This window comes from Mesorhizobium sp. M1403 (assembly GCF_040317695.1).
In the GTDB taxonomy this organism is placed as follows: Bacteria; Pseudomonadota; Alphaproteobacteria; order Rhizobiales; family Rhizobiaceae; genus Mesorhizobium.
Genome location: NZ_JAMYKY010000015.1, coordinates 138,266 through 158,645 on the forward strand (window position 1 = coordinate 138,266; position 20,380 = coordinate 158,645).

Annotated in this window: 29 protein-coding genes; 18 read left to right on the plus strand and 11 right to left on the minus strand. The window is 63.5% G+C overall.

Going from position 1 to position 20,380, the window contains the following annotated elements; genetic code table 11:
- Positions 1–6 precede the first annotated feature (6 nt).
- Both NKH01_RS22720 and NKH01_RS22725 read left to right on the plus strand, forming a co-directional pair.
- Positions 7–1,128 (plus strand): KamA family radical SAM protein, encoded by a 1,122-nt coding sequence (locus NKH01_RS22720; RefSeq protein WP_502912673.1) that lies wholly within the window; start codon positions 7–9, stop codon positions 1,126–1,128.
- 353 nt (positions 1,129–1,481) lie between these two features.
- A complete protein-coding gene (locus tag NKH01_RS22725; RefSeq protein WP_353022508.1) occupies positions 1,482–2,300 on the plus strand; it encodes a hypothetical protein in 819 nt (272 codons plus the stop codon).
- Here NKH01_RS22725 and yghU read toward each other — a convergent pair.
- Entirely contained in the window at positions 2,297–3,184 is an 888-nt protein-coding gene (yghU, locus tag NKH01_RS22730; protein WP_352816564.1) for a glutathione-dependent disulfide-bond oxidoreductase, read from the minus strand. The two genes, NKH01_RS22725 and yghU, sit on opposite strands and share 4 nt — an antisense overlap.
- 287 nt (positions 3,185–3,471) lie before the next feature.
- Between yghU and NKH01_RS22735 the strand changes: the two genes are divergently transcribed.
- Positions 3,472–4,377 (plus strand): S1C family serine protease, encoded by a 906-nt coding sequence (locus NKH01_RS22735; protein ID WP_023718127.1) that lies wholly within the window; start codon positions 3,472–3,474, stop codon positions 4,375–4,377.
- A 15-nt stretch (positions 4,378–4,392) separates the two neighbouring features.
- Here the strand turns inward: NKH01_RS22735 and NKH01_RS22740 are convergent, their stop codons facing one another.
- The 5 genes from NKH01_RS22740 to NKH01_RS22760 all read right to left on the minus strand — a co-directional run bounded on the left by NKH01_RS22740 (position 4,393) and on the right by NKH01_RS22760 (position 6,208).
- Positions 4,393–5,004: a hypothetical protein gene (locus NKH01_RS22740; RefSeq protein WP_353022511.1), complete on the minus strand. Its 612-nt coding sequence runs from the start codon at positions 5,002–5,004 to the stop codon at positions 4,393–4,395.
- Positions 5,005–5,047: 43 nt separating this feature from the next.
- Complete coding sequence (locus NKH01_RS22745; RefSeq protein WP_031193725.1) at positions 5,048–5,245, minus strand: hypothetical protein; 198 nt, start codon at positions 5,243–5,245, stop codon at positions 5,048–5,050.
- Between the two features lie 209 nt (positions 5,246–5,454).
- Positions 5,455–5,637 (minus strand): DUF3606 domain-containing protein, encoded by a 183-nt coding sequence (locus NKH01_RS22750; protein ID WP_023675702.1) that lies wholly within the window; start codon positions 5,635–5,637, stop codon positions 5,455–5,457.
- A gap of 11 nt (positions 5,638–5,648) precedes the next feature.
- The gene (locus NKH01_RS22755; RefSeq protein ID WP_023675703.1) at positions 5,649–5,957 is read right to left on the minus strand and encodes a hypothetical protein; all 309 of its coding nucleotides are present in this window, start codon (positions 5,955–5,957) and stop codon (positions 5,649–5,651) included.
- Positions 5,954–6,208: a hypothetical protein gene (locus tag NKH01_RS22760; RefSeq protein ID WP_353022513.1), complete on the minus strand. Its 255-nt coding sequence runs from the start codon at positions 6,206–6,208 to the stop codon at positions 5,954–5,956. Before NKH01_RS22760 ends, NKH01_RS22755 begins: the two co-directional genes overlap by 4 nt.
- A 122-nt stretch (positions 6,209–6,330) precedes the next feature.
- Here NKH01_RS22760 and NKH01_RS22765 point away from each other — a divergent pair, with 122 nt between their 5' ends.
- From NKH01_RS22765 to NKH01_RS22785, 5 genes are all read left to right on the plus strand, one after another.
- A complete protein-coding gene (locus NKH01_RS22765) occupies positions 6,331–6,501 on the plus strand; it encodes a hypothetical protein (RefSeq protein WP_352642923.1) in 171 nt (56 codons plus the stop codon).
- Positions 6,502–6,671: 170 nt separating this feature from the next.
- Positions 6,672–6,998 (plus strand): PadR family transcriptional regulator, encoded by a 327-nt coding sequence (locus NKH01_RS22770; protein WP_023718132.1) that lies wholly within the window; start codon positions 6,672–6,674, stop codon positions 6,996–6,998.
- Positions 6,995–7,561 carry a DUF1700 domain-containing protein gene (locus NKH01_RS22775; RefSeq protein WP_023718133.1) on the plus strand — a complete coding sequence of 189 codons (567 nt, stop codon included), beginning with the start codon at positions 6,995–6,997 and terminating at the stop codon, positions 7,559–7,561. The genes NKH01_RS22770 and NKH01_RS22775 overlap by 4 nt, the downstream gene beginning before the upstream one ends.
- A 46-nt stretch (positions 7,562–7,607) precedes the next feature.
- A complete protein-coding gene (locus tag NKH01_RS22780) occupies positions 7,608–8,315 on the plus strand; it encodes a GIN domain-containing protein (RefSeq protein WP_352481626.1) in 708 nt (235 codons plus the stop codon).
- Between the two features lie 151 nt (positions 8,316–8,466).
- Positions 8,467–9,420 (plus strand): prohibitin family protein, encoded by a 954-nt coding sequence (locus tag NKH01_RS22785; RefSeq protein WP_023718135.1) that lies wholly within the window; start codon positions 8,467–8,469, stop codon positions 9,418–9,420.
- A 59-nt stretch (positions 9,421–9,479) separates the two neighbouring features.
- On the opposite strand, the gene NKH01_RS22790 is transcribed toward NKH01_RS22785, so the two are convergent.
- A complete protein-coding gene (locus NKH01_RS22790; RefSeq protein WP_352481625.1) occupies positions 9,480–10,046 on the minus strand; it encodes an RBBP9/YdeN family alpha/beta hydrolase in 567 nt (188 codons plus the stop codon).
- A 111-nt stretch (positions 10,047–10,157) separates the two neighbouring features.
- On the opposite strand from NKH01_RS22790, the gene NKH01_RS22795 reads away from it, so the two are divergent.
- Complete coding sequence (locus NKH01_RS22795) at positions 10,158–10,631, plus strand: Lrp/AsnC family transcriptional regulator (protein WP_023718137.1); 474 nt, start codon at positions 10,158–10,160, stop codon at positions 10,629–10,631.
- Positions 10,632–10,655: 24 nt separating this feature from the next.
- Here NKH01_RS22795 and NKH01_RS22800 read toward each other — a convergent pair whose 3' ends face one another.
- The gene (locus tag NKH01_RS22800) at positions 10,656–11,132 is read right to left on the minus strand and encodes an Lrp/AsnC family transcriptional regulator (protein WP_031193729.1); all 477 of its coding nucleotides are present in this window, start codon (positions 11,130–11,132) and stop codon (positions 10,656–10,658) included.
- A 156-nt stretch (positions 11,133–11,288) separates the two neighbouring features.
- On the opposite strand from NKH01_RS22800, the gene NKH01_RS22805 reads away from it, so the two are divergent.
- The 3 genes from NKH01_RS22805 (at position 11,289) to NKH01_RS22815 (ending at position 13,447) form a co-directional block, all read left to right on the plus strand.
- Positions 11,289–12,041, plus strand: coding sequence for a tryptophan 2,3-dioxygenase family protein (locus tag NKH01_RS22805; RefSeq protein ID WP_352481624.1), 753 nt, complete (start codon positions 11,289–11,291; stop codon positions 12,039–12,041).
- A gap of 398 nt (positions 12,042–12,439) precedes the next feature.
- The gene (locus tag NKH01_RS22810) at positions 12,440–12,871 is read left to right on the plus strand and encodes a DoxX family protein (RefSeq protein WP_352481623.1); all 432 of its coding nucleotides are present in this window, start codon (positions 12,440–12,442) and stop codon (positions 12,869–12,871) included.
- Between the two features lie 222 nt (positions 12,872–13,093).
- Positions 13,094–13,447: a hypothetical protein gene (locus NKH01_RS22815; RefSeq protein WP_353022517.1), complete on the plus strand. Its 354-nt coding sequence runs from the start codon at positions 13,094–13,096 to the stop codon at positions 13,445–13,447.
- Between the two features lie 76 nt (positions 13,448–13,523).
- On the opposite strand, the gene NKH01_RS22820 is transcribed toward NKH01_RS22815, so the two are convergent.
- Entirely contained in the window at positions 13,524–13,829 is a 306-nt protein-coding gene (locus NKH01_RS22820; RefSeq protein ID WP_023675713.1) for a hypothetical protein, read from the minus strand.
- 214 nt (positions 13,830–14,043) lie between these two features.
- On the minus strand, positions 14,044–14,652 hold the full coding sequence (locus NKH01_RS22825; protein ID WP_353022519.1) for a class I SAM-dependent methyltransferase: 609 nt from the start codon (positions 14,650–14,652) through the stop codon (positions 14,044–14,046).
- A 750-nt stretch (positions 14,653–15,402) separates the two neighbouring features.
- On the opposite strand from NKH01_RS22825, the gene NKH01_RS22830 reads away from it, so the two are divergent.
- From NKH01_RS22830 to NKH01_RS22855, 6 genes are all read left to right on the plus strand, one after another.
- On the plus strand, positions 15,403–15,810 hold the full coding sequence (locus NKH01_RS22830) for a hypothetical protein (protein WP_352481621.1): 408 nt from the start codon (positions 15,403–15,405) through the stop codon (positions 15,808–15,810).
- A 3-nt stretch (positions 15,811–15,813) separates the two neighbouring features.
- Positions 15,814–16,212: a hypothetical protein gene (locus NKH01_RS22835; RefSeq protein WP_353022521.1), complete on the plus strand. Its 399-nt coding sequence runs from the start codon at positions 15,814–15,816 to the stop codon at positions 16,210–16,212.
- 79 nt (positions 16,213–16,291) lie between these two features.
- A complete protein-coding gene (locus tag NKH01_RS22840) occupies positions 16,292–16,843 on the plus strand; it encodes a terminase large subunit domain-containing protein (protein ID WP_353022523.1) in 552 nt (183 codons plus the stop codon).
- A 279-nt stretch (positions 16,844–17,122) separates the two neighbouring features.
- Positions 17,123–17,878 carry a phage terminase large subunit family protein gene (locus NKH01_RS22845; protein WP_353022525.1) on the plus strand — a complete coding sequence of 252 codons (756 nt, stop codon included), beginning with the start codon at positions 17,123–17,125 and terminating at the stop codon, positions 17,876–17,878.
- Positions 17,875–18,468: a hypothetical protein gene (locus NKH01_RS22850; protein ID WP_353022527.1), complete on the plus strand. Its 594-nt coding sequence runs from the start codon at positions 17,875–17,877 to the stop codon at positions 18,466–18,468. Before NKH01_RS22845 ends, NKH01_RS22850 begins: the two co-directional genes overlap by 4 nt.
- A 476-nt stretch (positions 18,469–18,944) precedes the next feature.
- Positions 18,945–20,096: an acyltransferase family protein gene (locus NKH01_RS22855; RefSeq protein ID WP_353022529.1), complete on the plus strand. Its 1,152-nt coding sequence runs from the start codon at positions 18,945–18,947 to the stop codon at positions 20,094–20,096.
- A 99-nt stretch (positions 20,097–20,195) separates the two neighbouring features.
- Here the strand turns inward: NKH01_RS22855 and NKH01_RS22860 are convergent.
- Positions 20,196–20,380 (minus strand): hypothetical protein (locus NKH01_RS22860; RefSeq protein WP_353022531.1); only part of this gene is annotated, 185 nt, incomplete at its 5' end.

Consider the following 20,380-nt stretch of genomic DNA (forward strand, 5'->3'; position numbering starts at 1 on the left):
GCCAGCATGGCCGTCGATGCGGCCGGCATGACAGCCGATGACGAGCGTGCCGACGAGGCGGATGCCGCATGGCAGGACGATGTTCGCGAGGGCGTGCGGCACATAGGCGATCTGGATTCCCTGCCGCTGTCGCCTGCCGAGCGCGCGGCGGCCGAAGCCGCGGCCATGCGTCACAAGGTTCGCATTCCCAAGGCCTATCTCGACCTGATCGACTGGAGCGACCCGGCCGATCCGATACGGCTTCAGGTCATCCCGTCGCCCAATGAACTGACGGAGCAGGAGGGCGAGCTCGACGATCCGATCGCCGACCACGCCTTCAGTCCGGTGCCGAGATTGACGCATCGCCATGCCGACCGGGTTCTGCTGTTCCCGACCTATCAATGCGCGGTCTATTGCCGGTTCTGCTTTCGCAAGGAGTCGCTGACCTCGATCGGCCGGGGTTTTTCGCGCGAGGCGCTGGAGCCGGCGTTCGCCTACATCGAGTCCCATCCGGAAATCCGCGAGGTGATTCTGACCGGCGGCGATCCGCTCTCCCTGCCGGACAAGGCGCTGACGGAAATCCGCGCCCGCGTCGAGGCGATCCAGCATGTGCGGCTGTTGCGCATCCACACCCGCGTGCCCGTGGCGCTGCCCTCGCGCGTCACCGGCGGGCTGGTTCAAGCCTTGCAGGGCCGGCTGATGGTCACGGTCGTCACCCATTTCAACCATCCGCGCGAGATCACCGAGGCGACCGAGCGGGCCTGCCGTACTTTAAGGCAGGGCGGCTTCGTGCTGCTGAACCAGAGCGTTCTGCTGAAAGGCGTGAACGACACGGTCGAGGTGCTGGAAGAGCTGTGCCGCGAGCTGATGTACCGCCTTGGCGTCAAACCCTATTACCTGCACCACGGCGATCTCGCGCGCGGCATGGCGCACCGGCGCACCACGATCGCCGAGGGCCAGGCGCTGGTCAGCGCCTTGCGTGCGCGCCTGTCGGGCATCTGCAACCCCGTCTATGTGCTGGACCTGCCGGACGGCGGAGGGAAAGTGCCGCTCGGCCGGTCCTATCTCGAGGCGCGGGACGGGGAGACGTGGCAGATACGTGGGCTTGATGGGGTTGTGAGGGCGTACAGGGAGGTTGCTGGGGAGTAGGGGACGCGCAGCCACCGAACCGTCGAGGTCGCGTTCAGCTTATGTAGTAATGTCCCATATAGATATCATGGTCTAGACAGGACATGTTCGGTTCTGGGAATGTGCATTGGACGTTCCGCTAGTTTAGTCAACTAATATATATCGCCCAACTCATATCGTCGGTTTTGGGCTAGCGGGAAAACCTGCCTCCTGCTTGTACGACGGTGCCTGAGGCCACACTTTATAACCGGCTGGCAAAGCTCCCTTTTGTTGATGTCAGCCTAAATCCGGCTGGTGTTTCGATGCGGCGTTGAGGCTATAAAGCCGTTCAACCGGGCGGCCTTGAGATGCATTTCGGTCGGTCGAGAGGGGGTATGGTGATCGACGGAACGCCAAACGTGATTCTGCTGATCGGCAGCGCCCCCGATGTGGTGCGCTGCGCGGCCTGGCCCAAGCAGGCCTTCGGCAAGATCGTCGCCATCAACAATGCCTGGCGCGTGCGCCCCGACTGGGATTTCCTCGTCCATGCCGGCGATTTCCCGGCGGAGCGGATGCCGCAAGGCGATCCCCTGCAGCAGGCGCAGATCTTCAGCGCCTCGCATTACGTTCCGGCGCAAAACAGCTTTGGCGGCTTCGTCTATGCCGGCGGCACCATGTCGATGACGGCGGCCTACTGGACGATCCACAGCCAGAAGCCCGACGTGCTGGCATTCCTTGGCTGCGACATGATCTACGACCAGCCCGGCAACACGCATTTTTACGGCGTCGGCCGCGCCGACCCTTTGCGCAACGACGTCACGCTGCGCAACCTCGAGGCGAAGTCGGCCCGCCTGCTCATCCATGCGCTCCGGCGCGGGTGCCTGTGCGTCAACCTATCCGACCTGCCGCGCAGCCGGCTGATCTTCCCGCGGCTGACGCTCGACGAGCTCGGCGCGCTGTCTTCCTCGCAGCTTTCGGAAATGAAGGCGGAGATGCTTGCCGGCCTGCAACTCGATCAGGCGGAGGAGGCCGACAGGATCGAGAAGGAACTCGGCTATTTCTTCGAGGACGGCATGTACTGGAAGCACCTCGACAAGCTCGACGAGAAATTCCTGGCCGATATCGACCGGCTGTGGATGGCGGCGGTGGAGGCGAGCCAGCCGAAGCTGCCAATCTCCCCCACGAGGGGGGAGATCGGCGCGTCGTCCGCTTAGCTTTTGGCCGCCTCGAGCTTGTCTTGCGTCTTCGTCTCGAAGTCGCTGGCGTCATGGCGCTCGTGCAGCTGCATCGAAGGCTCGCCGAAGGTGCGATTGACCATGCGGCCGCGCTTGACCGCCGGCCGGGCGTCGATGGCGTCGGCCCAGCGCTGCACGTTCTTGTACTCTTCCACCTGCAGGAACTCGCCGGAATCATCATACATGCGGCCCTTGGCCAGGCCGCCATACCAGGGCCACACCGCGATGTCGGCAATCGTGTAGTCGCTGCCGCCTAAATACTCGCTTTCGGCCAGGCGCCGGTCAAGCACGTCCATCTGCCGCTTGGTCTCCATGGCGAAGCGGTCGATGGCATATTCGATCTTCATCGGCGCATAGGCATAGAAATGGCCGAAGCCGCCGCCGAGATAGGGCGCCGACCCCATCTGCCAGAACAGCCATGACAGGGTTTCGGCACGAGCCGGCTGCTCTGTCGGCAGGAATTCGCCGAATTTTTCGGCGAGATAGAGCAGGATCGAACCGGATTCGAAGATGCGGATCGGCTTTTCGCCGCTGCGGTCCATCATGGCCGGGATCTTGGAGTTGGGGTTGACCTTGACGAAGCCGCTGCCGAACTGGTCGCCGTCATTGATCCTGATCGGCCAGGCGTCGTATTCGGCGCCGCTGTGGCCGAGCGCCAGAAGCTCCTCCAGCATGATCGTCACCTTGACGCCGTTCGGCGTCGCCAGCGAATAAAGCTGCAGCGGATGCTTGCCGACCGGCAGTTCCTTGTCATGCGTCGGGCCGGCGATCGGCCGGTTGATGCTGGCGAAAGCGCCGCCATTTGGCTTGTTCCAGGTCCAGACTTTTGGCGGCGTATATTGGTCCGTTGTGTAGTCGTTCATGTCGGGAGGCCTTTGGATTGGAAGGATTGGGGATTGGAAGGATTGGGGAGGATCTCAGGGTATCAACTTGGGTGATGGAGGAGGAACTTTGCATAGGACAGCTTCGGATAGCCGTAGGTACAGATAGGGCGGCCGGCGCTGTTGCAAAACCCCGGCGCCAACGGCGAGGCGCCGGTCCACACCAAAGCCGGCGCCGCCTCTTGCGCCTGGTCACCTGCGCCATACCTATAGCCCATATCGGCCTGCGAACCTCATATCAGCCTGCGAACATTGCCAGGAACCAAAGCATGAATATCGAGCCCCTTTTGCGATCCATCGTGGCCGTCCGCGCCACCGTCCCCGAAGACGCCTTCACGGCAGACGCGCTGGGCACCCGCCGCGAAGGCAGCGGCGTCGTCATCCGCGGCGACGGGTTGGTGCTCACCATCGGCTATCTCATCACCGAGGCCGAGGAGGTCTGGCTGGCCGACCAGGACGGCCGCGTGGTGCCCGCCCATGCGCTCGCCTACGATCAGGAATCGGGCTTCGGCCTGGTGCAGGCGCTGGCGCCGCTCGGACTGCCCGCCATTGCGCTCGGTGATGCGTCCAGGGCGAAGATCGGCGATCCCGTCGTGCTCGCCGACGGCGTCGGCCGCTCGGTGCGGGCGCAGATCGTCACCAAGCAGGAATTCGCCGGCTATTGGGAATATCTGCTCGACGAAGCGATCTTCACGGCGCCGGCCCACCCCTCATGGGGCGGCGCCGGCCTCATCGGCGCTGATGGCAGGCTGCTCGGCATCGGTTCGCTGCGCCTGCAGATGAGCCGCAACGGTGAGGTCGCCGACATCAACATGGTGGTGCCGATCGATCTGCTGCCGCCTATCCTCGACGATCTCCTGACGCGCGGCCAGGTCGCCAGGCCGCCGCGGCCGTGGCTCGGCGCCTTCTCGGCCGAGAGCGACGGCAAGGTCGTGGTGATGAGCGTCGCCGAGGGCGGCCCGGCCGCCCAGGCGGGCCTACGCCAGGGCGACGTCATCTCGGATGTCCGCGACGCGGCGGTCGACGGGCTCGCCGATTTTTATCGCAAGCTGTGGAAGAGCGGCCCGGCGGGCGCCGAGATCCCGATCCGCGTGCTGCGCGACGGCCGCGAAACCTGGCTGCGCGTCAAATCCGCCGATCGCAACAGCCTGCTGTGGAAGCCGCCGCTGCAGTGAGGCAACCGAAACCTCTCACGCTCCGCAAGCGCTGAAGCCAGTGCCTGGGGTCCACTCCGCGAACGGGATGACCTTGCCTTCGACCGATACGGTCGCGTGCCTGGTGGTGCCGTCCGCCAGCTTCTTGCTGCTTTTGCCCTTGCCGGTCAGCACATTGTAGTCGCAGTCGCCGGCAACATTGTCGTCCATGTAATCCCAATATTCGTAGGCGAAACCGGCGACGACGAACGTGCCGTTGCGCCAGGCGAGCGTCAGCGTCTTGTTGGTCCGCTCGCTGCCGATCTCCATCGCCGGAATATAGAGCTTGATCGAGCCGTTGGGGAGCGCGGTGAGTTCGGGCTCGGCGTCGGATGTGGCGGGGCCTGGCCGGTCGTAGTCCTTCCATTCCGCGTAAATCTGTTCATGCACGACCCCGGCAGGCCTGAGAAAATTGCCGTCGCGGTCCCTGAGGAACAAATGCAGGTCCATGGAATAGCCGGGCTCGGTCTCGACGATCATCGCCAGATCGGCGGCGCCATCGCCGTTCCAGTCGCCGATCGCCGCCGTGATGATCTTCTGGGTCTCGATCGGCTCCGCCAGGGCGGCGGCCGGCAGCAACAGGACCAGACCGAATATTGTCGATCGCATGTAAATCCCCCGAGCTTGGGCAGGCCTGAGACGCACGCGCTTCTCAGGAGGCCCGGCTCTGCCGCGTCTCGGAACGGCTCGTCTCGTTGAGCAGCCGGCAGAGCGAAACCGCTTCACGACGGCTCAGGCCGATCAGCGCGATCTGCGAAAATTGCGCCGGCAGATCGTGAACGATGTCCCACACCATCCATCGTCCGTTCGGCTCCAAGACACATTCGTAGCGCAATAGTTGTTCCTGCATCCGACCCCCCGGCTTTGCTCACCGGACTGGTACAGTGTCGAGGTAAATGAGTTGTTGCGCCGCGAGAGTATTCCACGGCTATCAAAACCAGGCGTTGAATCCCGCAGCGGCGAGCCTGACACACAGCAGGCCGCCCGGCGGGGCGGATCTCGACAAGGCGGCAGGGCAGGGACGCTTCTGGCGTGAGCGGCGCCGGCCGCCAACGTGGATCAGGCGTTGCGGCTCGCCATATGCGCGTCGAGCTTCCTCCTCGAGGGGCCGTAGCGCTTGATAATGGTCGCGGCCTCGCTTTGCGGTATGCCGTATTTGCGGGCAAACGCAGCGACCTCGTATGGCTCTTCGCCGGAGACCAGTTTGCGATCCTGCTTGGTCTTGGATTTGTCGTCGGCCATGGCGTCCTCCATCACATCTGGTCGTTATAGGGCTCCTTGGTCCGGCCGACCATCCTGGCCAGTTCGGCAAAGGACGGCACGCCGGTTTCGCCCTGGGCATTGTTGGCCGCCTGCAGCAGCCTGAGCGGAAAGCAGACGGCGTCGCGGTTGGACGGCGACATGTCTTCATAGAGACGCTCGTCGCTGGTCATCGCCGCCTCGGCCCGGCGCAACGCCATGTCGACTTCGTCGACCGATAACAGGCCCTTGTGGACCAGCGCGTTGTTGACGGCCGCGATTGCCATCATCAGTCCTTCGAGCTGGAGATTGGCGACGTTCATCGTCTTGCGTCCTTGCCGGGCTTCTTGACGGTAGCCTTGCCGTCTGGACGGATCGCTGCGCGCGGCGGGTTCTGGCCCTCCGAATGCCGGGTCTTGTCGTCCAAATCGTCAGCCGGCCTGGTCAATCCCATGCCGCCGGGAGGTGGCTTGTTGCCGGCCGCATCCTGCGAGAATTCGTCGGCCGCGTCGGGGCTCGTCTTTGCCGGATATTTCCTCGCTCCGGTCTCGTAGCGGTTCTGGTCGTCGGCCATGTCCTGTGCTCCGGTTGCAATGAGCAGATAACTTTCATGCGACGGCAGCGGTTCCGTGGCGAAATCGACCTTGCCGGTGCCGCAGCCTTAGCAATCTGTCGGGTTTTCGTGCATTCTTGTGCATGCCAACGATGCTTCGCTCCGACGCGCCAGCAAAATGCTGCTCCTACTGCGGTGGGCGCGACCACAATTACGAGGATTGCCCGAAGCGCAAAAGCGATGCCGAACGGCAGAAGGACGCGTCAGGCAACGCCTACCAGCGCGGCGCTGCGGCTGGAGTGGAAGTCCGCTAAAGCGGTTCCAGAAAAGTGTCGGCGGTTTTCCGTCCGGAACTGCGTCAAACAGACAAGCGGTTTTCAAAGCCAATCTCCATTGTCCGCCTAGCCTGATGGCGAGCTACCAATCGCTACCTTGCATAAACAGGTAGCGTGTTATATACAGCCATTGAATTGGAAGTTACGCAATGACCGACTCGATCCAGGTGCAGTTGCGAAAAGGCGCTCTCGAGTTGTGCGTCCTGGCCGTGCTGTCGCGGGGCGAAAGCTATGGCTACGAGATCGCCAGCACGCTGGTCGCCGCTGTGAACATGGGAGAAGGCACGATCTATCCGCTGATGCGGCGGATGCAGAATGACGGCCTCGTCGCCACCCGCATCGTCGAGTCGAGCAGCGGGCCGCCGCGCAAATATTACCGGCTCACGCCGCTCGGCCAGCAGGCTTTCGAAGCTCATCGCCGCGACTGGCGCTCGCTCGCGGGCGCAGTCGACAAACTTCTTGAGGATTTGCCATGACCAGGGATGCCTTCCTGCGAAAATTGAGACTGGGGCTCGCCGGCCTGCCAACTCAGGAGATCGAGGATATTATTGGCGACTACGCCGCCCATTTCGCCGATGCCTCGGGCCGCAGCGAAGCGGAGGTCGCGGCGGCCCTGGGTGACCCGGCCAGGCTTGCCCGCGAACTCCGCGCCGAAGCTGGGCTGCGCCGTTTTGAAACTCATTGGAGCGTGTCGAACATGTTGGCGGCGACGTTCGCGCTTGCCGGCCTTGCCTTCGTCGACATCGTCTTCCTGCTGCCGCTGCTCATCACCGCGGTCGTGCTTGCGCTCGGCCTTGGCATCACGCTTGTCGCCATCGGTGCGCTGGGCATCAAGATCATTCTGACCACGCTGCTGTTCGAGCCCGGCGGCACGCTCACGGCGATGCTTGGCCGCGTCTTCATCGGCGCCGGACTGGTGTGCGGGTTCCTCGGCGGCGGCGCCCTGCTGTTGCTGGGGTCGAGCGCCGGCATACAGGTCTTCGGGCGCTATGCCCGGATGCATTCCCGTCTGACCCACCCGGACCGCAACCAGGCTTGAGCGGTGCCAAGATCGCAATTTGTCATCACGTTGAAGGAAACGGACCATGACTGGAAAACTGGCATTCGTCGCAGCGGCGGGACTGGCCGGCGCCGCGCTCTTCCTGGCCGTCGGCATCGGGCTGGCCGGGCCGGACTGGATCAACGCCGGGGGTTCATGGATTGGCGGACAATCCACCTGCGGAGCAACCACATCGACCAGAAAAGAGGTCACGCTGCCGTTCCGCAACGACGGCAGTTTCACGATCGCTTTGCCGGCTTCAGTCCGTTATCAGCCGGGTGACAAGGCCGAGGCCGTCGTCAGCGGCGAGTCGACCCTGATCGACCATGTGCGGATGGAAGGCAGCAGGCTCACCTTGGATTGCGAACCGGGCTGGTTCGCGTCCCGGTTCGATGTCAGCGTGTCGGGGCCGGCAATTTCAGACTGGAAAGTGGTCGGCAGCGGCGACCTTGCCCTGTCGCAGATCAATCAGCCCGGGCTGCAGCTGAACATCCGCGGCAGCGGCAGCGTTACCGCAACCGGAACCGCCCAGACGGTCGATCTGGATATCCGCGGTTCGGGCACCGGCCGGCTCAGGAACCTTATCGCCCAATCCGCGCGGATCGAGATCCGCGGCAGCGGCGATGCGGAGATTACCGCACAAGCGTATGCGGACGTCACGATTTCCGGCAGCGGTGACGTCGACGTCTATGGGCACCCGACCATGCGGCGTTCGGAGGTCAGAGGCAGCGGCAGCATTACGCAGGTGCCGTAAAGCAATTTCGGCGTAGGGAATTGCCCTGGCCGGCCCGAACCACCCGGCCGGTCCGACCGGCCGGCGCGAACATCCTTCCATGTCCAGAGGATTGCAATGCCGCCACTATTGTGGGCAAAACCAGCACGGGCAATCAAGTTGGGGTGGGGCAATGACCGATACGCAAGGCAATTCGGGCCGTCCGCAGGGCAAGCCGGGGACGGCGTCGATCGGTTCCGGCCTGATCGCCCTCGTCATCGTGGCGCTCGGCGTCTTTGCGCTCCTGGGATCCTGGTACACGATCGACCAGGGCGACCGCGGCGTGCTCTTGACCAACGGGGCGCTGAGCTCGGTCGTCGATCCCGGGCTGCATTTCAAGCTGCCATGGCTGCAGCGCGTCGAGAAGATCAGCTTGCGCCAGCAGGTGCTCAAATGGGGCTGCGAGAACCAGAACGATTGCAGCGGCCTGCCGGCCATGCAGGCCTATTCGCGCGACCAGCAGCCGGCGGACATGCGCGTCACCGTCAATTTCCACGTGCCGGCCGCCGAAGTCAGCAACGTCTACACCAATTACGGGTCGATCGAGGCACTGGCCGACCGTGTCATCGCCAGGAAAGCACCGCAGGAAATCAAGACGGTGTTCGGCCAGTACGACGCGGTGTCGGTGATCCAGAACCGGGCGAAGTTCAACAAGGACGTCGCCGAGGCCATTGCGGCGGTAACCGATGGCCCGGTGATGATCGACAGCGTGCAGGTCGAGAACATCGACTTCTCCGACGCCTACGAGCAGGCGGTCGAAGCCAGGATGACGGCGCAGGTCGAGGTGCAGAAGCAGGAACAAAACCTGCAGCAGGAAAAGATCAAGGCCGACATCGCCGTCACCCAGGCCAAGGGCCGCGCCGACAGCGTCAAGGCCGAAGCCGAAGCCAGCGCCTACAAGACCAGGATCGAAGGCGAGGCGACCGCGGAAGCCATCAAGGCCCGCGCCGCCGCAATCGCCAACAATCCGCTGCTGGTCGAACTGACCAAGGCGGAGAGATGGAACGGGGAATTGCCGAAGTCGATGATCCCGGGCTCAACCGTACCGTTCCTCGAACTCAGCTCGCCGGCCGCAGCATCGAACTGAGGCGCGGCATCGCGGCGCAACCAGGTCAGGGCGGCGGCGCGGTAGCCGTCCTGATGCGGTCACGGCTGAAGCACGGCGCCTCGGGCGCTTGCTTGCGTTTGCCCGAGAAAAGCCGTCAGCAGCTCCATTCCCGCCGGCCAGTCGCCGAGCCCGCTGTCGCCATTGATGTGGCCAAGCGGTCCGGCGATATGGAGATCGCTGCCCCAGCGCTCGGATTTTGCCCTGACATAGTCCAGCGAGCCGTAGGGATCGTTGGTGCTGGCGACAATCAGCGAGGGAAAGCGAAGCCGTTGTTGCGGTGTCTCGGCGAAGGCGCGGGCGGAGGAGGGGAAGGCCGGCGACGCAGGGTCCGGAACCGCAACCAGCAACGCGCCGCCGACCTCGCGGGGCGAGATCCGCTGCCAGTGCGCGACCAGCAGGCAGCCGAGGCTATGGGCGACGAGCACCGGTGGTGTCCTTGCCAGGCCTACAGCGGCTTCCAGCGCAGCCACCCAGTCGTCGAAGTCCGGCGCGTCCCAACTCGCCGGGCTGAACCGCCGCATCGCCAGGTCCGCCTGTTGCCAACGTGTCTGCCAGTGGGCTTTGCCCGATCCGCCGATGCCCGGCACAATGATGAATTCGGTCATGCGAAGCCCTTCTCTCCTGATGCAACGCGCGCAATTCTAGGTCTTCTCCCAGGCGGCGGAATGAGAGATCATCGGAAAGCAGCGAAGAAATCCGATGGATTAAAGGTGATCATGCGGAACGGCGATTATCGGCCAAGGCTCGATCCCACCGATCTGGCGATCATCGAGATCATGCAGGAGGATGGCCGCATCGGCATCTCCGAGCTTGGCCGCCGCGTCGGCCTGTCCCAGCCCGCCGCTTCGGAACGGGTGAAGCGGCTGGAGGAGCGCGGCGTCATCACCGGTTACAAGGCGGTGATCAATTCGGCAGCGCTCGGGCTCGGCACCATGGCGGTCATCCGCTTGCGCACCACGCATGAGCATATCCAGGCCTGCCTGAAGAAGTTCGCCCAGTTGCCGGAGGTGATCGAGGTACTGCGGGTGACCGGCGAGGACTGTTTTCTGGTCAAGGTCGTGGTCCCGTCACCGCCCGACCTTGAAAGCATCGTCGACAGCATCGGCCACTACGGCACGGTGACGACAAATGTGGTTCTGCGCGCCGAGCCACCGAAGCGGCTGGGGCGCGAATTGGTGACGAGGGCCTGACCGGGGCGCCGCCCCGCCGCCCGTCTATCGCTTTGTCTGCGTATGCCCGACGGCATTGGCGAACGAGATGCCGCCCTTGATCTCGCGCATCGCCATCGAGGTGATCGTGCGCCGCACGCCGGGTAACCGGCTGAGCTCCTCGCGCAGCATCCTGTCGAGCGCCATCATGTCGACGGTGACGATCTGCAGGAGATAGTCGGCCTCGCCTGTCGTGGCGTGGCAGCGGCGGATCAGCGGATGCTTCTGCACCGCCGCCTCGAAGGCGTCCGACAGCTCGAAATCGATCGACACCTGGATAAAGGCTTCGATGCCGAAGCCGAGCTTGGCCGGGTCGATGCGGGTCGAGTAGCCGCGGATGACGCCGGCGTCCTCCAGCGCCTTGACCCGCTTCCAGCACGGCGTCTTGCTCAGGCCAACCTCGTCGGCGAGCGCGGCAAAGGAGATGCGGGCATCGCGTTCGAGCGCCGCGACGATCTTCCGGTCGACCGCATCCAGCAGCATTCGTTCTTTCCTTCCGCTTCAGATGCAGTTTTTGTCCTTTGTTTCCCGCCAGCCGAATAACAGAAAGGGACAATGTTCGGCAAGAAAGCGATTAGACTCGGGGACCGGGACCCAACAAGCGCCTGCGGCCCGACGGCCGGGGCAAGGAGCATGGCCATGGACAAGCAGGACTATTATGCCCGCATCGAAACGCCTGAGATGCGCGACTATGGCGTCTACCTCAAATGCGACAGGCTGCTCGCCTGCCAGAAGCCGCTGGCCGAGATGGTCAATGCCGACGAGCTGCAGTTCCAGATCGTGCATCAGGTCGAGGAACTGTGGATGAAGCTCATCGCCTATACGCTGGTCGACGTCGTCGATTTCCTGGAAAAGCAGGACACGCATCGCATCGTCACGCTGATGGGGCGCGTGCACCGGCTGATGCGCATGATGACGGCGCAGCTCGACCTGCTCGAAACCATGTCGCCCAAGGAATACCAGCAGATCCGGTTGCAGCTCGGCAATGGCAGCGGCCAGGAATCGCCGGGCTTCAAGCAGCTGCTGCGGCTGCCGCCCGATCTGTGGCGGGCCTTCAAGGCGTCCTACCTCGATGGCCGCGGGCTCTCGGTCGAGGACGTCTACGATGCCGGCTACGATCACGGCGACAGCTATGTCGTTGCCGAAGCGCTGGTCGAGTTCGACGAGCTGTTCCAGAAATTCCGCGCCAACCACCTCTACCTCATCCACCGCACGATCGGCCTCGGCGCGAAATCGCTGAAGGGCCGGCCGGTCGAATTGCTGGAGGCCGGCGCCCGCCACCGCTTCTTCCCGGAGCTCTGGGACATACGCTGGGCGATGACCGACCGCTGGGGCAGCCAGTATGGAACGATACGGGAGCCGATCAGCAAGCCGGGGGCCAAGGTGGGGTAGTCCTGAACCTGGTTCCTCGCCCTAGTAAAGGCAGGCAATCGATAGGGAGTCCCCCTCATCCGGCCGCGGAGCCTGTCCTCGGGCTTGCCGGAGGCAAGACCCGTGGGCGGCCACCTTCTCCCCGCTGGGGAGAAGAGGCTGGCATCAACGCAGGCGACCTCCTCTCCCCTCGGGAAGAGGTCGGATTGCCCCGAATTGCCCTTCGCAATTCGGTTGGCAATCCGGGTGAGGGGGCACTTGCCCATATGCGCCCTGCCTCCATTGGGCGAGGAACCAGGTTCTGCAATGTCTGGCCCGCTACGCGCTTGTATCCTGCAGGTTTTTCGGGGGATGATGTCGGGCTTGCGGCTGGTGGTGCGTCCTTGGGGCGAAACCGTCGCAACTCTTGGGAGGACATCATGACCTTGGAAACCACTCAATCATCCGTTCAGTCGCCGTGGCAGACCGCGGCAATCCTTGTCGCCCGCCTGATCTTTGCCGCCGTCTTCCTGATGGCCGTGACCTTCAAATTCATCGATATCGGCGCCACCGCCGGCTATATCGCGGCGGCCGGATTTCCGTTCCCGCTGTTCCTGGCCTGGTGCGCAGCCCTGCTCGAGGTCGTCCTCGTCCTATGCTTCCTGACCGGCGCCTTCTTCTCCTGGGCAGCACTCGTCGCCGGCGCCTATGTGCTGTTCCTGGGCTTCGCCTTCCACGGGCCATCGCACTGGGCCGGCAACCAGGCGGAGTTCGGCTTCTTCGTCGACCATTTCACCTTCCTGGCCGGGCTGCTGTTTGCCGCCGTGCACGGGCCAGGCCGCGTCCTGGCGCTGAAGCTTGGCAGGGGGTGATGCCGGAATTTCGGATCCGGCGTCTCGATCCGCACCAGCATCGTCGTGACATCGAGCACGGCCGGGTCCCGTCATTCAGGCCATCGCAGGTCGAGTGCAATAAAAGCGACAGCTAAAGTAACGGGCGTTCTAGATTTATGCTTTTTGTAGAGGCGCCTACATTCCCTCTGTACTTCCAACTTTCGACGGGCTAAGCAAGACACGGGTCTTGAGGGGGAATTCATGAACATCGCCACGCGTTTTGCTGCCGCCATGATCGGCACGTCACTGCTTGCCGGCTGCACCACGTTGACCGAAGGCGAATTCAACACGATGCATGCCACGCTTGAAGGCAGCCCTGCCGTGAAGCGCCTGGTCATCAAGGACTGCATTGCAAGAGAGAAATCCACGTCGCTCGGCGAAAAGAAGACTTACGCTGCGTTCATGAATGTGAGCGTGGCGAAGTACGAGACGGCCCTGTGCAGCCGTATCAGCAATGCCATTGCCAGTGGCAGACTGACCTACGCCGACTATGTGAAGCTGCATTCGCCAACCGCCGACAACAGCAAGGTCATCAGGATCATGCAGGGCCGCTAGCAGTCGCCGCCAGCCCGGCACGGCAGCCGTTATCGCTGTGTCAACTCCGATCGCGGCGCCAGTTATGATCGCCGCGTCACATCTGGTCGTTGTAAGGTTCCTTGATCTGACCGACCATGCGCGCCAGTTTCGAGAAGGACGGCATGTCCGTCTCCGGCTGACACTGATTGGCCAACTCCAGCAGTCGGATCGGGAAGTTGACGGCGTCGCGGCTCGACGCCGACATGCCTTCGGACCTTTCCTCGTTGGTCTCGCTGGCTTCGGCCTTGCGCAAGGCGATGTCTATCTCCTCGACAGAGAGCACGCCCTTGCGGACCAGGACCTGATTGATCGATGCGATGGCCATAAGCAGGCCTTCGAGTTGCAGATTGGCGACGTTCATGGCTTTTGCTCCCATTGGCTAAGCTTCAAACGCGCGAATGCCTGTTCTGATCCGGACGGTGGCGTCTCGCCGGCCGGTGTGCTTCGTCCACCACCTCGCATTTTTTGCCGCCGCAACGTATTTTGTTCTTGCTTTGTGCCGGCAGCTATGCTACTAATCTGGGTATGGTGCTAATTGGCTCCAACGACCCGCCCGCCGAGGCGGGTTTTTTGTTTCAGGCCGGTTTGGAGACGATCACGGCGAGCGAGGCGAGCTTTCCGTCGCTCAGGCTTCGGATGTAGTTGCGGCGGCGCTGCAGGAATTCCGCGCCCATGACGATTTCATTTGCCTGCTGCTGCGCCGGCGAGGGCACGATGCCGGAATTGGCTCTCTGCAGCGCCAGCTCAACATGTTCGCCGGTTTCGTCGACGATCTCGTCGATGCGAAACCCGGCATCTGCAAACAGGGTTTTCAATTTTTCCCGATCGGCGAGGTGACTGGTCGCCGGCGAAACCGCCCAGGGCATGGGGTAGTACGGCTCGCCGCCGGCGAGCACGGCCTCGGTCCAGATCAGCCTGCCTCGCGGTTTCAGCACGCGCCAGGCCTCGTCGATGACCGCGGCCTTATTCTCGATGTTCATGCCGACATAGAAGCAGATCGCCGCATTGAACGTGCTGTCGCCAAAAGGCAATTTCGTCGCGTCGGCCTGATGGAAGCGAACCTTGTCGGACAATCCGCTGAGTGCGGTCAGTCGGCTCGACGCGGCGACAAAGGCCGGCGTCAGGTCGATGCCGTCGACCTGGCAGCCATAGGTCGAGGCCAGAAATCTTTGCCGGCCCGCCAATGCCGCTGCCGATATCCAAGATCCGATCTGTCGGCGAAGGCGCAAGACGGGCAGCATGCTCCCGCGTGGCGATCAGTTCGCGGCCATGGAGCTGATCGAATGGATAGAGTTGCGCGGCGGCGAGTTTGCCGGCCGGGTCGGCGTCCGGGATCGCGGCCAATATGCGATCGACGATGCCGTCGCTGCCGTAGTGACCGGTGACATTGCCCATGACGCGTTCCCCTCAAGCGCAAACACCATCCCATCAACGCAAGTCTCACGCAATGCCCCGCCTTTCTCGCCAAAGAACCCCTCTTTCCAGCCGTCCACCGATGAAGGGTGCGAGGTCGTCAGTGCATTTTTTTCCGCTGGTGCCACATTTTGTTCTTGCTTTGTGCCGGCAGCTATGCTACTAATTTGGGTATGGTGCCAATTGGCTCCAACGACCCGCCCGCCGAGGCGGGTTTTTTGTTTCAGGCTTCCTTTTCGATCGAATGGTGTGCGTGCTGCCGGCTGTAAGTCGGCGGGACAGCGCCCCCCTCTGTCCTGCCCTCTTCCCACCACTTGGCATCTCCCCCACGAGGGGGAGATCGGCAGCTTTGGCGACAGCACCTTTTTTGCATCCTACAAAATTGGCGAAAGCGGTGATGACAGCCAATCTCCCTCCTTGTGGGGGAGATGTCCGGCAGGACAGAGGGGGGCGCGAAGGAACGCGACCTCGACGATCCTCAGATTAACGCGCCCGCGTGCGCCCATCCTAGGAAACGCACCATGTCCAACCGTTACGCCACCATCATCACCGACGATGACGGCCACGAGGTCGTCAGCGCCATTGGCGAGTTCGCCGGCGCCGCACCCTATGCACGCATCGGCCGCTTCGAACTGGTCGCCGCCGGCGTGCGGATCGGTATGCTGCGTGGCGGTACCGTCGATGCGGTCGGCGGCTTCGGCTTCCCGTCGGAAGCACTCGACGGCAAGGCGGTGGCAATTCTCAGGGCACGGCTGAATGCCTTGCCTGACGCCGGTGCGATGAAGCCCGGCACGCCGACTGATGCGAAGCCGGCGAGCCAGCCGCACAAGCCGAAGTCGGCACGCGCCGGCAAGAAGGCCAAGCCGCGCAAGCGCATTGTGCGGCCAGCCAACAAGAAGCCGGCGATCTCCGCCGGGACGGCAGAGTAGGGCATGGCCAAGACTCCTTCCACCGGCGATCCCCAGCCGCACGATCAAGCACCCGGCAAGCGAACCAAGCGGGCGAAGAAGACGCTGGCCGACGGCTTCCTCGAAGCGATCCGCGCCGATTTCCGCGCCCATGGCGCCGGCGTCATCGCCGAGGTGCGCGCCGAAAAGCCCGATCAGTATCTGAAGCTCGTGCTCTCGGTGCTGCCCAAGGATCTTAGTGTCAACATCAACAATCTGGATGCATTGAGCGATGACGAAATCAGGCAGCGCATCCGCGGCCTCGAAGCCGTCCTTAGGCCGTTCCTCGAGAAGCCGGACTTCGCAAAAGGCTTCGCCCAGCCGGGCGGCAAGGAAGGAATATCTCAGCCTGCTGGCGGAGCTGGACCGGAGGCGCCGCACTAACCAGCTTGCCGCCTATCGGCCCTATCCCCGACAGGCCGAATTTCACGCAGCCGGCGCGACCAATCGGGAGCGCCTGTTCATGGCCGGCAACCAGCTCGGCAAGACCAGGGCGGGCGGCGCCGAGTGGGCGATGCACCTCACCGGCCGCTATCCCGATTGGTGGCAAGGCAAGGTTTTCGATTGTGCGGTACGGATGTGGGCGGCCGGCGTCACCGGTGAAAGCACGCGCGACAACCCGCAGCGCATCCTGATCGGCCCGCCGCAGCAGCAGGCGGCCTGGGGCACCGGGATGATCCCGGCCGACGCGATCGTCAGCACGATGGCGGGACGGGCGCCGGGCGCGCTCGACGGCATCGTGGTGCGCTGGGGCGGCGGTGGCGATGTCCAGGCCGACGAATCGGTGCTGTCGTTCAAGAGCTACGAGAAAGGCCGCGAGAAATGGCAGGGCGAAACGCTGCACGGCGTCTGGTTCGACGAGGAGCCGCCGCTCGACATCTATTCCGAGGGACTGACCCGCACCAACGCCACCGGCGGCATCACCATCGTCACCTTCACGCCGCTGCTCGGCATGTCGGACGTGGTGCTGCTGTTTTTGTCCGCGGAGCAGGTGGGAGGGATGGGGAGGGGATGACAGGGCTGCGAAATCGCGCAACTCGCGTTCCTTCGCGCCCCCCTCTGTCCTGCCGGACATCTCCCCCTCTAGTGGGGAGATTGGATGTCGCATTGGCTTTCGCCAATCTCCAATGCTTGCGGATAAGCGAGACGCTGAAGCTGCCATCTCCCCCTTTGAGGGGGAGATGTCCGGCAGGACAGAGGGGGGCGCTGTCCCGCCATCATGAAAACATCTTACCGAACAGCAGCATACGTCCAACACCTGCCACCATGATTCAATGCCGCGAGGGTGAAAACAATGACCCGTCACGTCACCTTCATGACCATCGACGATGCCGAGCATTATACGCCGCAGCAGCGCGCCGAGATCATTGCCGCCTATCCGGCGCATGAGCGTGAGGCGCGGGCCAAAGGCATTCCGGTGCTCGGCTCCGGCCGCATATTTCCGGTGGCCGAGGAGCTGATCGCCTGTGAGCCGTTCCTGCTGCCGCGCTATTGGCCGCGGCTCGGCGCACTCGATTTCGGCTGGGACCATCCCTCGGCGGCGGTCGAGCTCGCCTGGGATACGGAGGCCGACGTCGTCTATGTCACAAAGGCCTGCCGCGCTTCGCAGCAGACTCCCGCCATGCAGGCGCTGACTCTGAAACCGTGGGGCGAATGGCTGCCATGGGCATGGCCGCGCGACGGCCGCCGCGAGACACTGGAGGGTGCCGGCACCGCGCTTGCCAAGCAATATTCGGCACATGGGCTGAACATGCTCGCCAGCCATGCGCAGTTCGCCGACGGTTCGGTATCGGTCGAGGCCGGGCTGATGGACATGCTCGATCGCATGCAATCAGGCCGCTTCAAGGTGTTTTCGACGCTTTTGCCGTGGTTCGAGGAGTTCCGGCTCTATCACCGCCGGGATGGCCAGGTGGTGAAGTTGCGCGACGATTTGATGGCGGCGACCCGCTATGGCGTGATGATGCTGAGGGAAGCGGTGGTCGACCCGGCGGTGTTCAAAGCCGCGCGGCGGAAGGCGGGGCAGGCCGATCCGCTGGGGGCGTTTCGGTGACCATCCGCATCATCCCCGCCACACTGCGCGATCTCTCCTATATCGCCGCCAACCTGCGGCCGGAGGACCGAGCCGAGATCGACTGCCAGTTCGACGAGTGGTCGCCGGCTTTGCTGGCGCTGACGGCGCTGCAGGGGTTTGCCTATGTTGCCGAGCTCGACGGCAATCCGGAGGCCGGCTTCGGCGCCGCCGAACAGCGCAGCGGGCTGTGGATCGCCTGGAGCTGGGGCACGCGCCGCATGAAGCGCTGCGTGCCTGGGATTACGGAATTCTTTCACGCCGTGCTCGGGCCGCAGGTTGCGGCGCACGGCGCCTGGCGGGTCGAGGCGCGAGCGCTGGCCGCCAATGAATTGGCGCTGCGCTGGCTGGCCCGGCTTGGTGCCACGCAACGCTGCCGCCTGCCGGGCTACGGCCGGAACGGCGAGGATTTTCTGCTCTACGACTGGACGAGAATCTCTCACTTTGGAGAAAACCATGTGCCTTTTTCAAAAGCCGCCGGCGCTGAAGCCGTTGCCGCCGACACCGACCATTGCCGACAAGGACGTGCAGGCGCGCGAGGCCGCGTTGCGGGCCCAGCTGGCGGCCAATGATGGGACCGCGGGAACGGTGAAGACCGATTTGTCGCCCAGTGAGCTCACCGGCCAGCGCCGCGTGCTGCTGGGGGTTTGACATGGGCGCGATGAGAAGAGTGTTCCGCAACCGCGTGCTGGCGTGGTGGTACTGGCGCCGGCACGCAAGGTTGGTGAAGAAGAGAGGCGGTGATGCTGCCGATCTCCCCCCTCGTGGGGGAGATGCCCGGCAGGGCAGAGGGGGGCACTGTCCCGCCGGCCTTGGTGATCAATTTGTAAGTTGCCGCCATCGGCTCATTCCGGCGGGAAACGAAAACAGAGGCTGGCGTTCCTTCGCGCCCCCCTCTGGCCTGCCGGCCATCTCCCCCACGAGGGGGGAGATCGCAGCTTCCGCGTTTTCCGTAACAACCGAGCGCAAATCGTGTTCCTTCCGCACGGTTGACATTCTTCCCTCAGCCGCCATGCTGCATTGCAACATGGCTATCGAGAAGTTCGGCATGACGGAAGCATCGCGCATCGAGTGCCTGGACGGGCTTCGGGCGCTCGCCGCGATCTGGGTGCTTATCGGGCACTGCCTGCTGTTGACCGGCTGGCAGGTTCCTATCCTCGGCGAACCGGACCTCGGCGTCGATCTGTTCATCATGCTGTCCGGCTTCCTGATGGTGTTCCATTACCAGCTGCGCCAGGACAAGGAGCCCTGGCAAAGGCCGGAAACCTGGCTGAAATTCTGGACCCGCCGCTACTTCAGGATAGCGCCGCTGTTCTACATCATGCTGTTCGCTGCCCTGGCGCTTGGCCCCTATCTCTACCAGTCGAGGATGGTCATCGACGAGTTCCTGCTGAGGTCGCCGCAGGCGCCCGAGCGTTATCTCGACAGCGGCCTGAAGAATATTGGCGCCCATCTGCTGTTCCTGTTCGGCCTGGTGCCGAATTTCGCCTATCGCACGCCGCTGCCGGACTGGAGCCTCGGGCTGGAGATGCAGTTCTATGCGGTGTTTCCGGCGATCATGCTGCTGGTGCGCAGGCTTGGCTGGGTATGGAGCGCCATTCTGGTCGCGGCCACCGGCAGCGCGATCGTGTTGTTGATGGGGCAATTGTCGGTGCATTTTCCGATGCCGTCGTTCCTGCCGCTGAAGATGCAGATTTTCCTGTGCGGGATGCTGCTGGCGGGCGTCGTCCATCAAAGGCAAAAGCGGCCCTTCGCATATCTGGCGTTGGCCATGGCTCTGGCCGCGCTGCCCTTCGGCGGCGGCTATGGGCTTGGCAAGCTTTTGATGCGGGAAGCGCTCGTATTGGGTTTCTTTGCCCTGGTTCTCTACCGGATGCTGCCGGGAATGATGGGCATCGTGGCCAGAAAGATCGCCATGACGCTCGCCAACAGGTTCTTTCATCTGATGGGTGAGCTTTCCTTCAGCATCTATTTGATCCATCTGCTGGTTCTCCAGCCGGTCGCGGCCCTGGTCATCACCCAGTTCGGCCACGAATTGTCGGCGCCGCTGCGCTTTGCGGTCGTCACTGTCGTCGTTCTGCCGGTGGTGTGCCTGCTGTCCTGGATCACCTACACGCTGATCGAAGTGCCCGGCCAGAAGATGGGACGTTTCGTGGTGCAGCGTTTTGGGCGGAGCCCGGCGCTCGAGGGCAGCGCATGATCAGCTGAAACTGCCGATCTCCCCCCTCGTGGGGGAGATGCCCGGCAGGGCAGAGGGGGGCGCTGTCCCGCCGGCTTGTGGATCATTTGTAACGCGACGTTAGGCGAATTCCGGTTGGGCGAATCCGGTCGGAAAAACATAAAAAACGCAGGCTTGCGATCCTTCGCGCCCCTCTGTCCTGCCGGACATCTCCCCCACAAGGGCAGGGGAATCGCATATGGCGATTTTGGGGTTGAGTTTAGGCTGAGAAAGGATTCTTTGGAGAGGCAGTTGAGCGAAGGAGC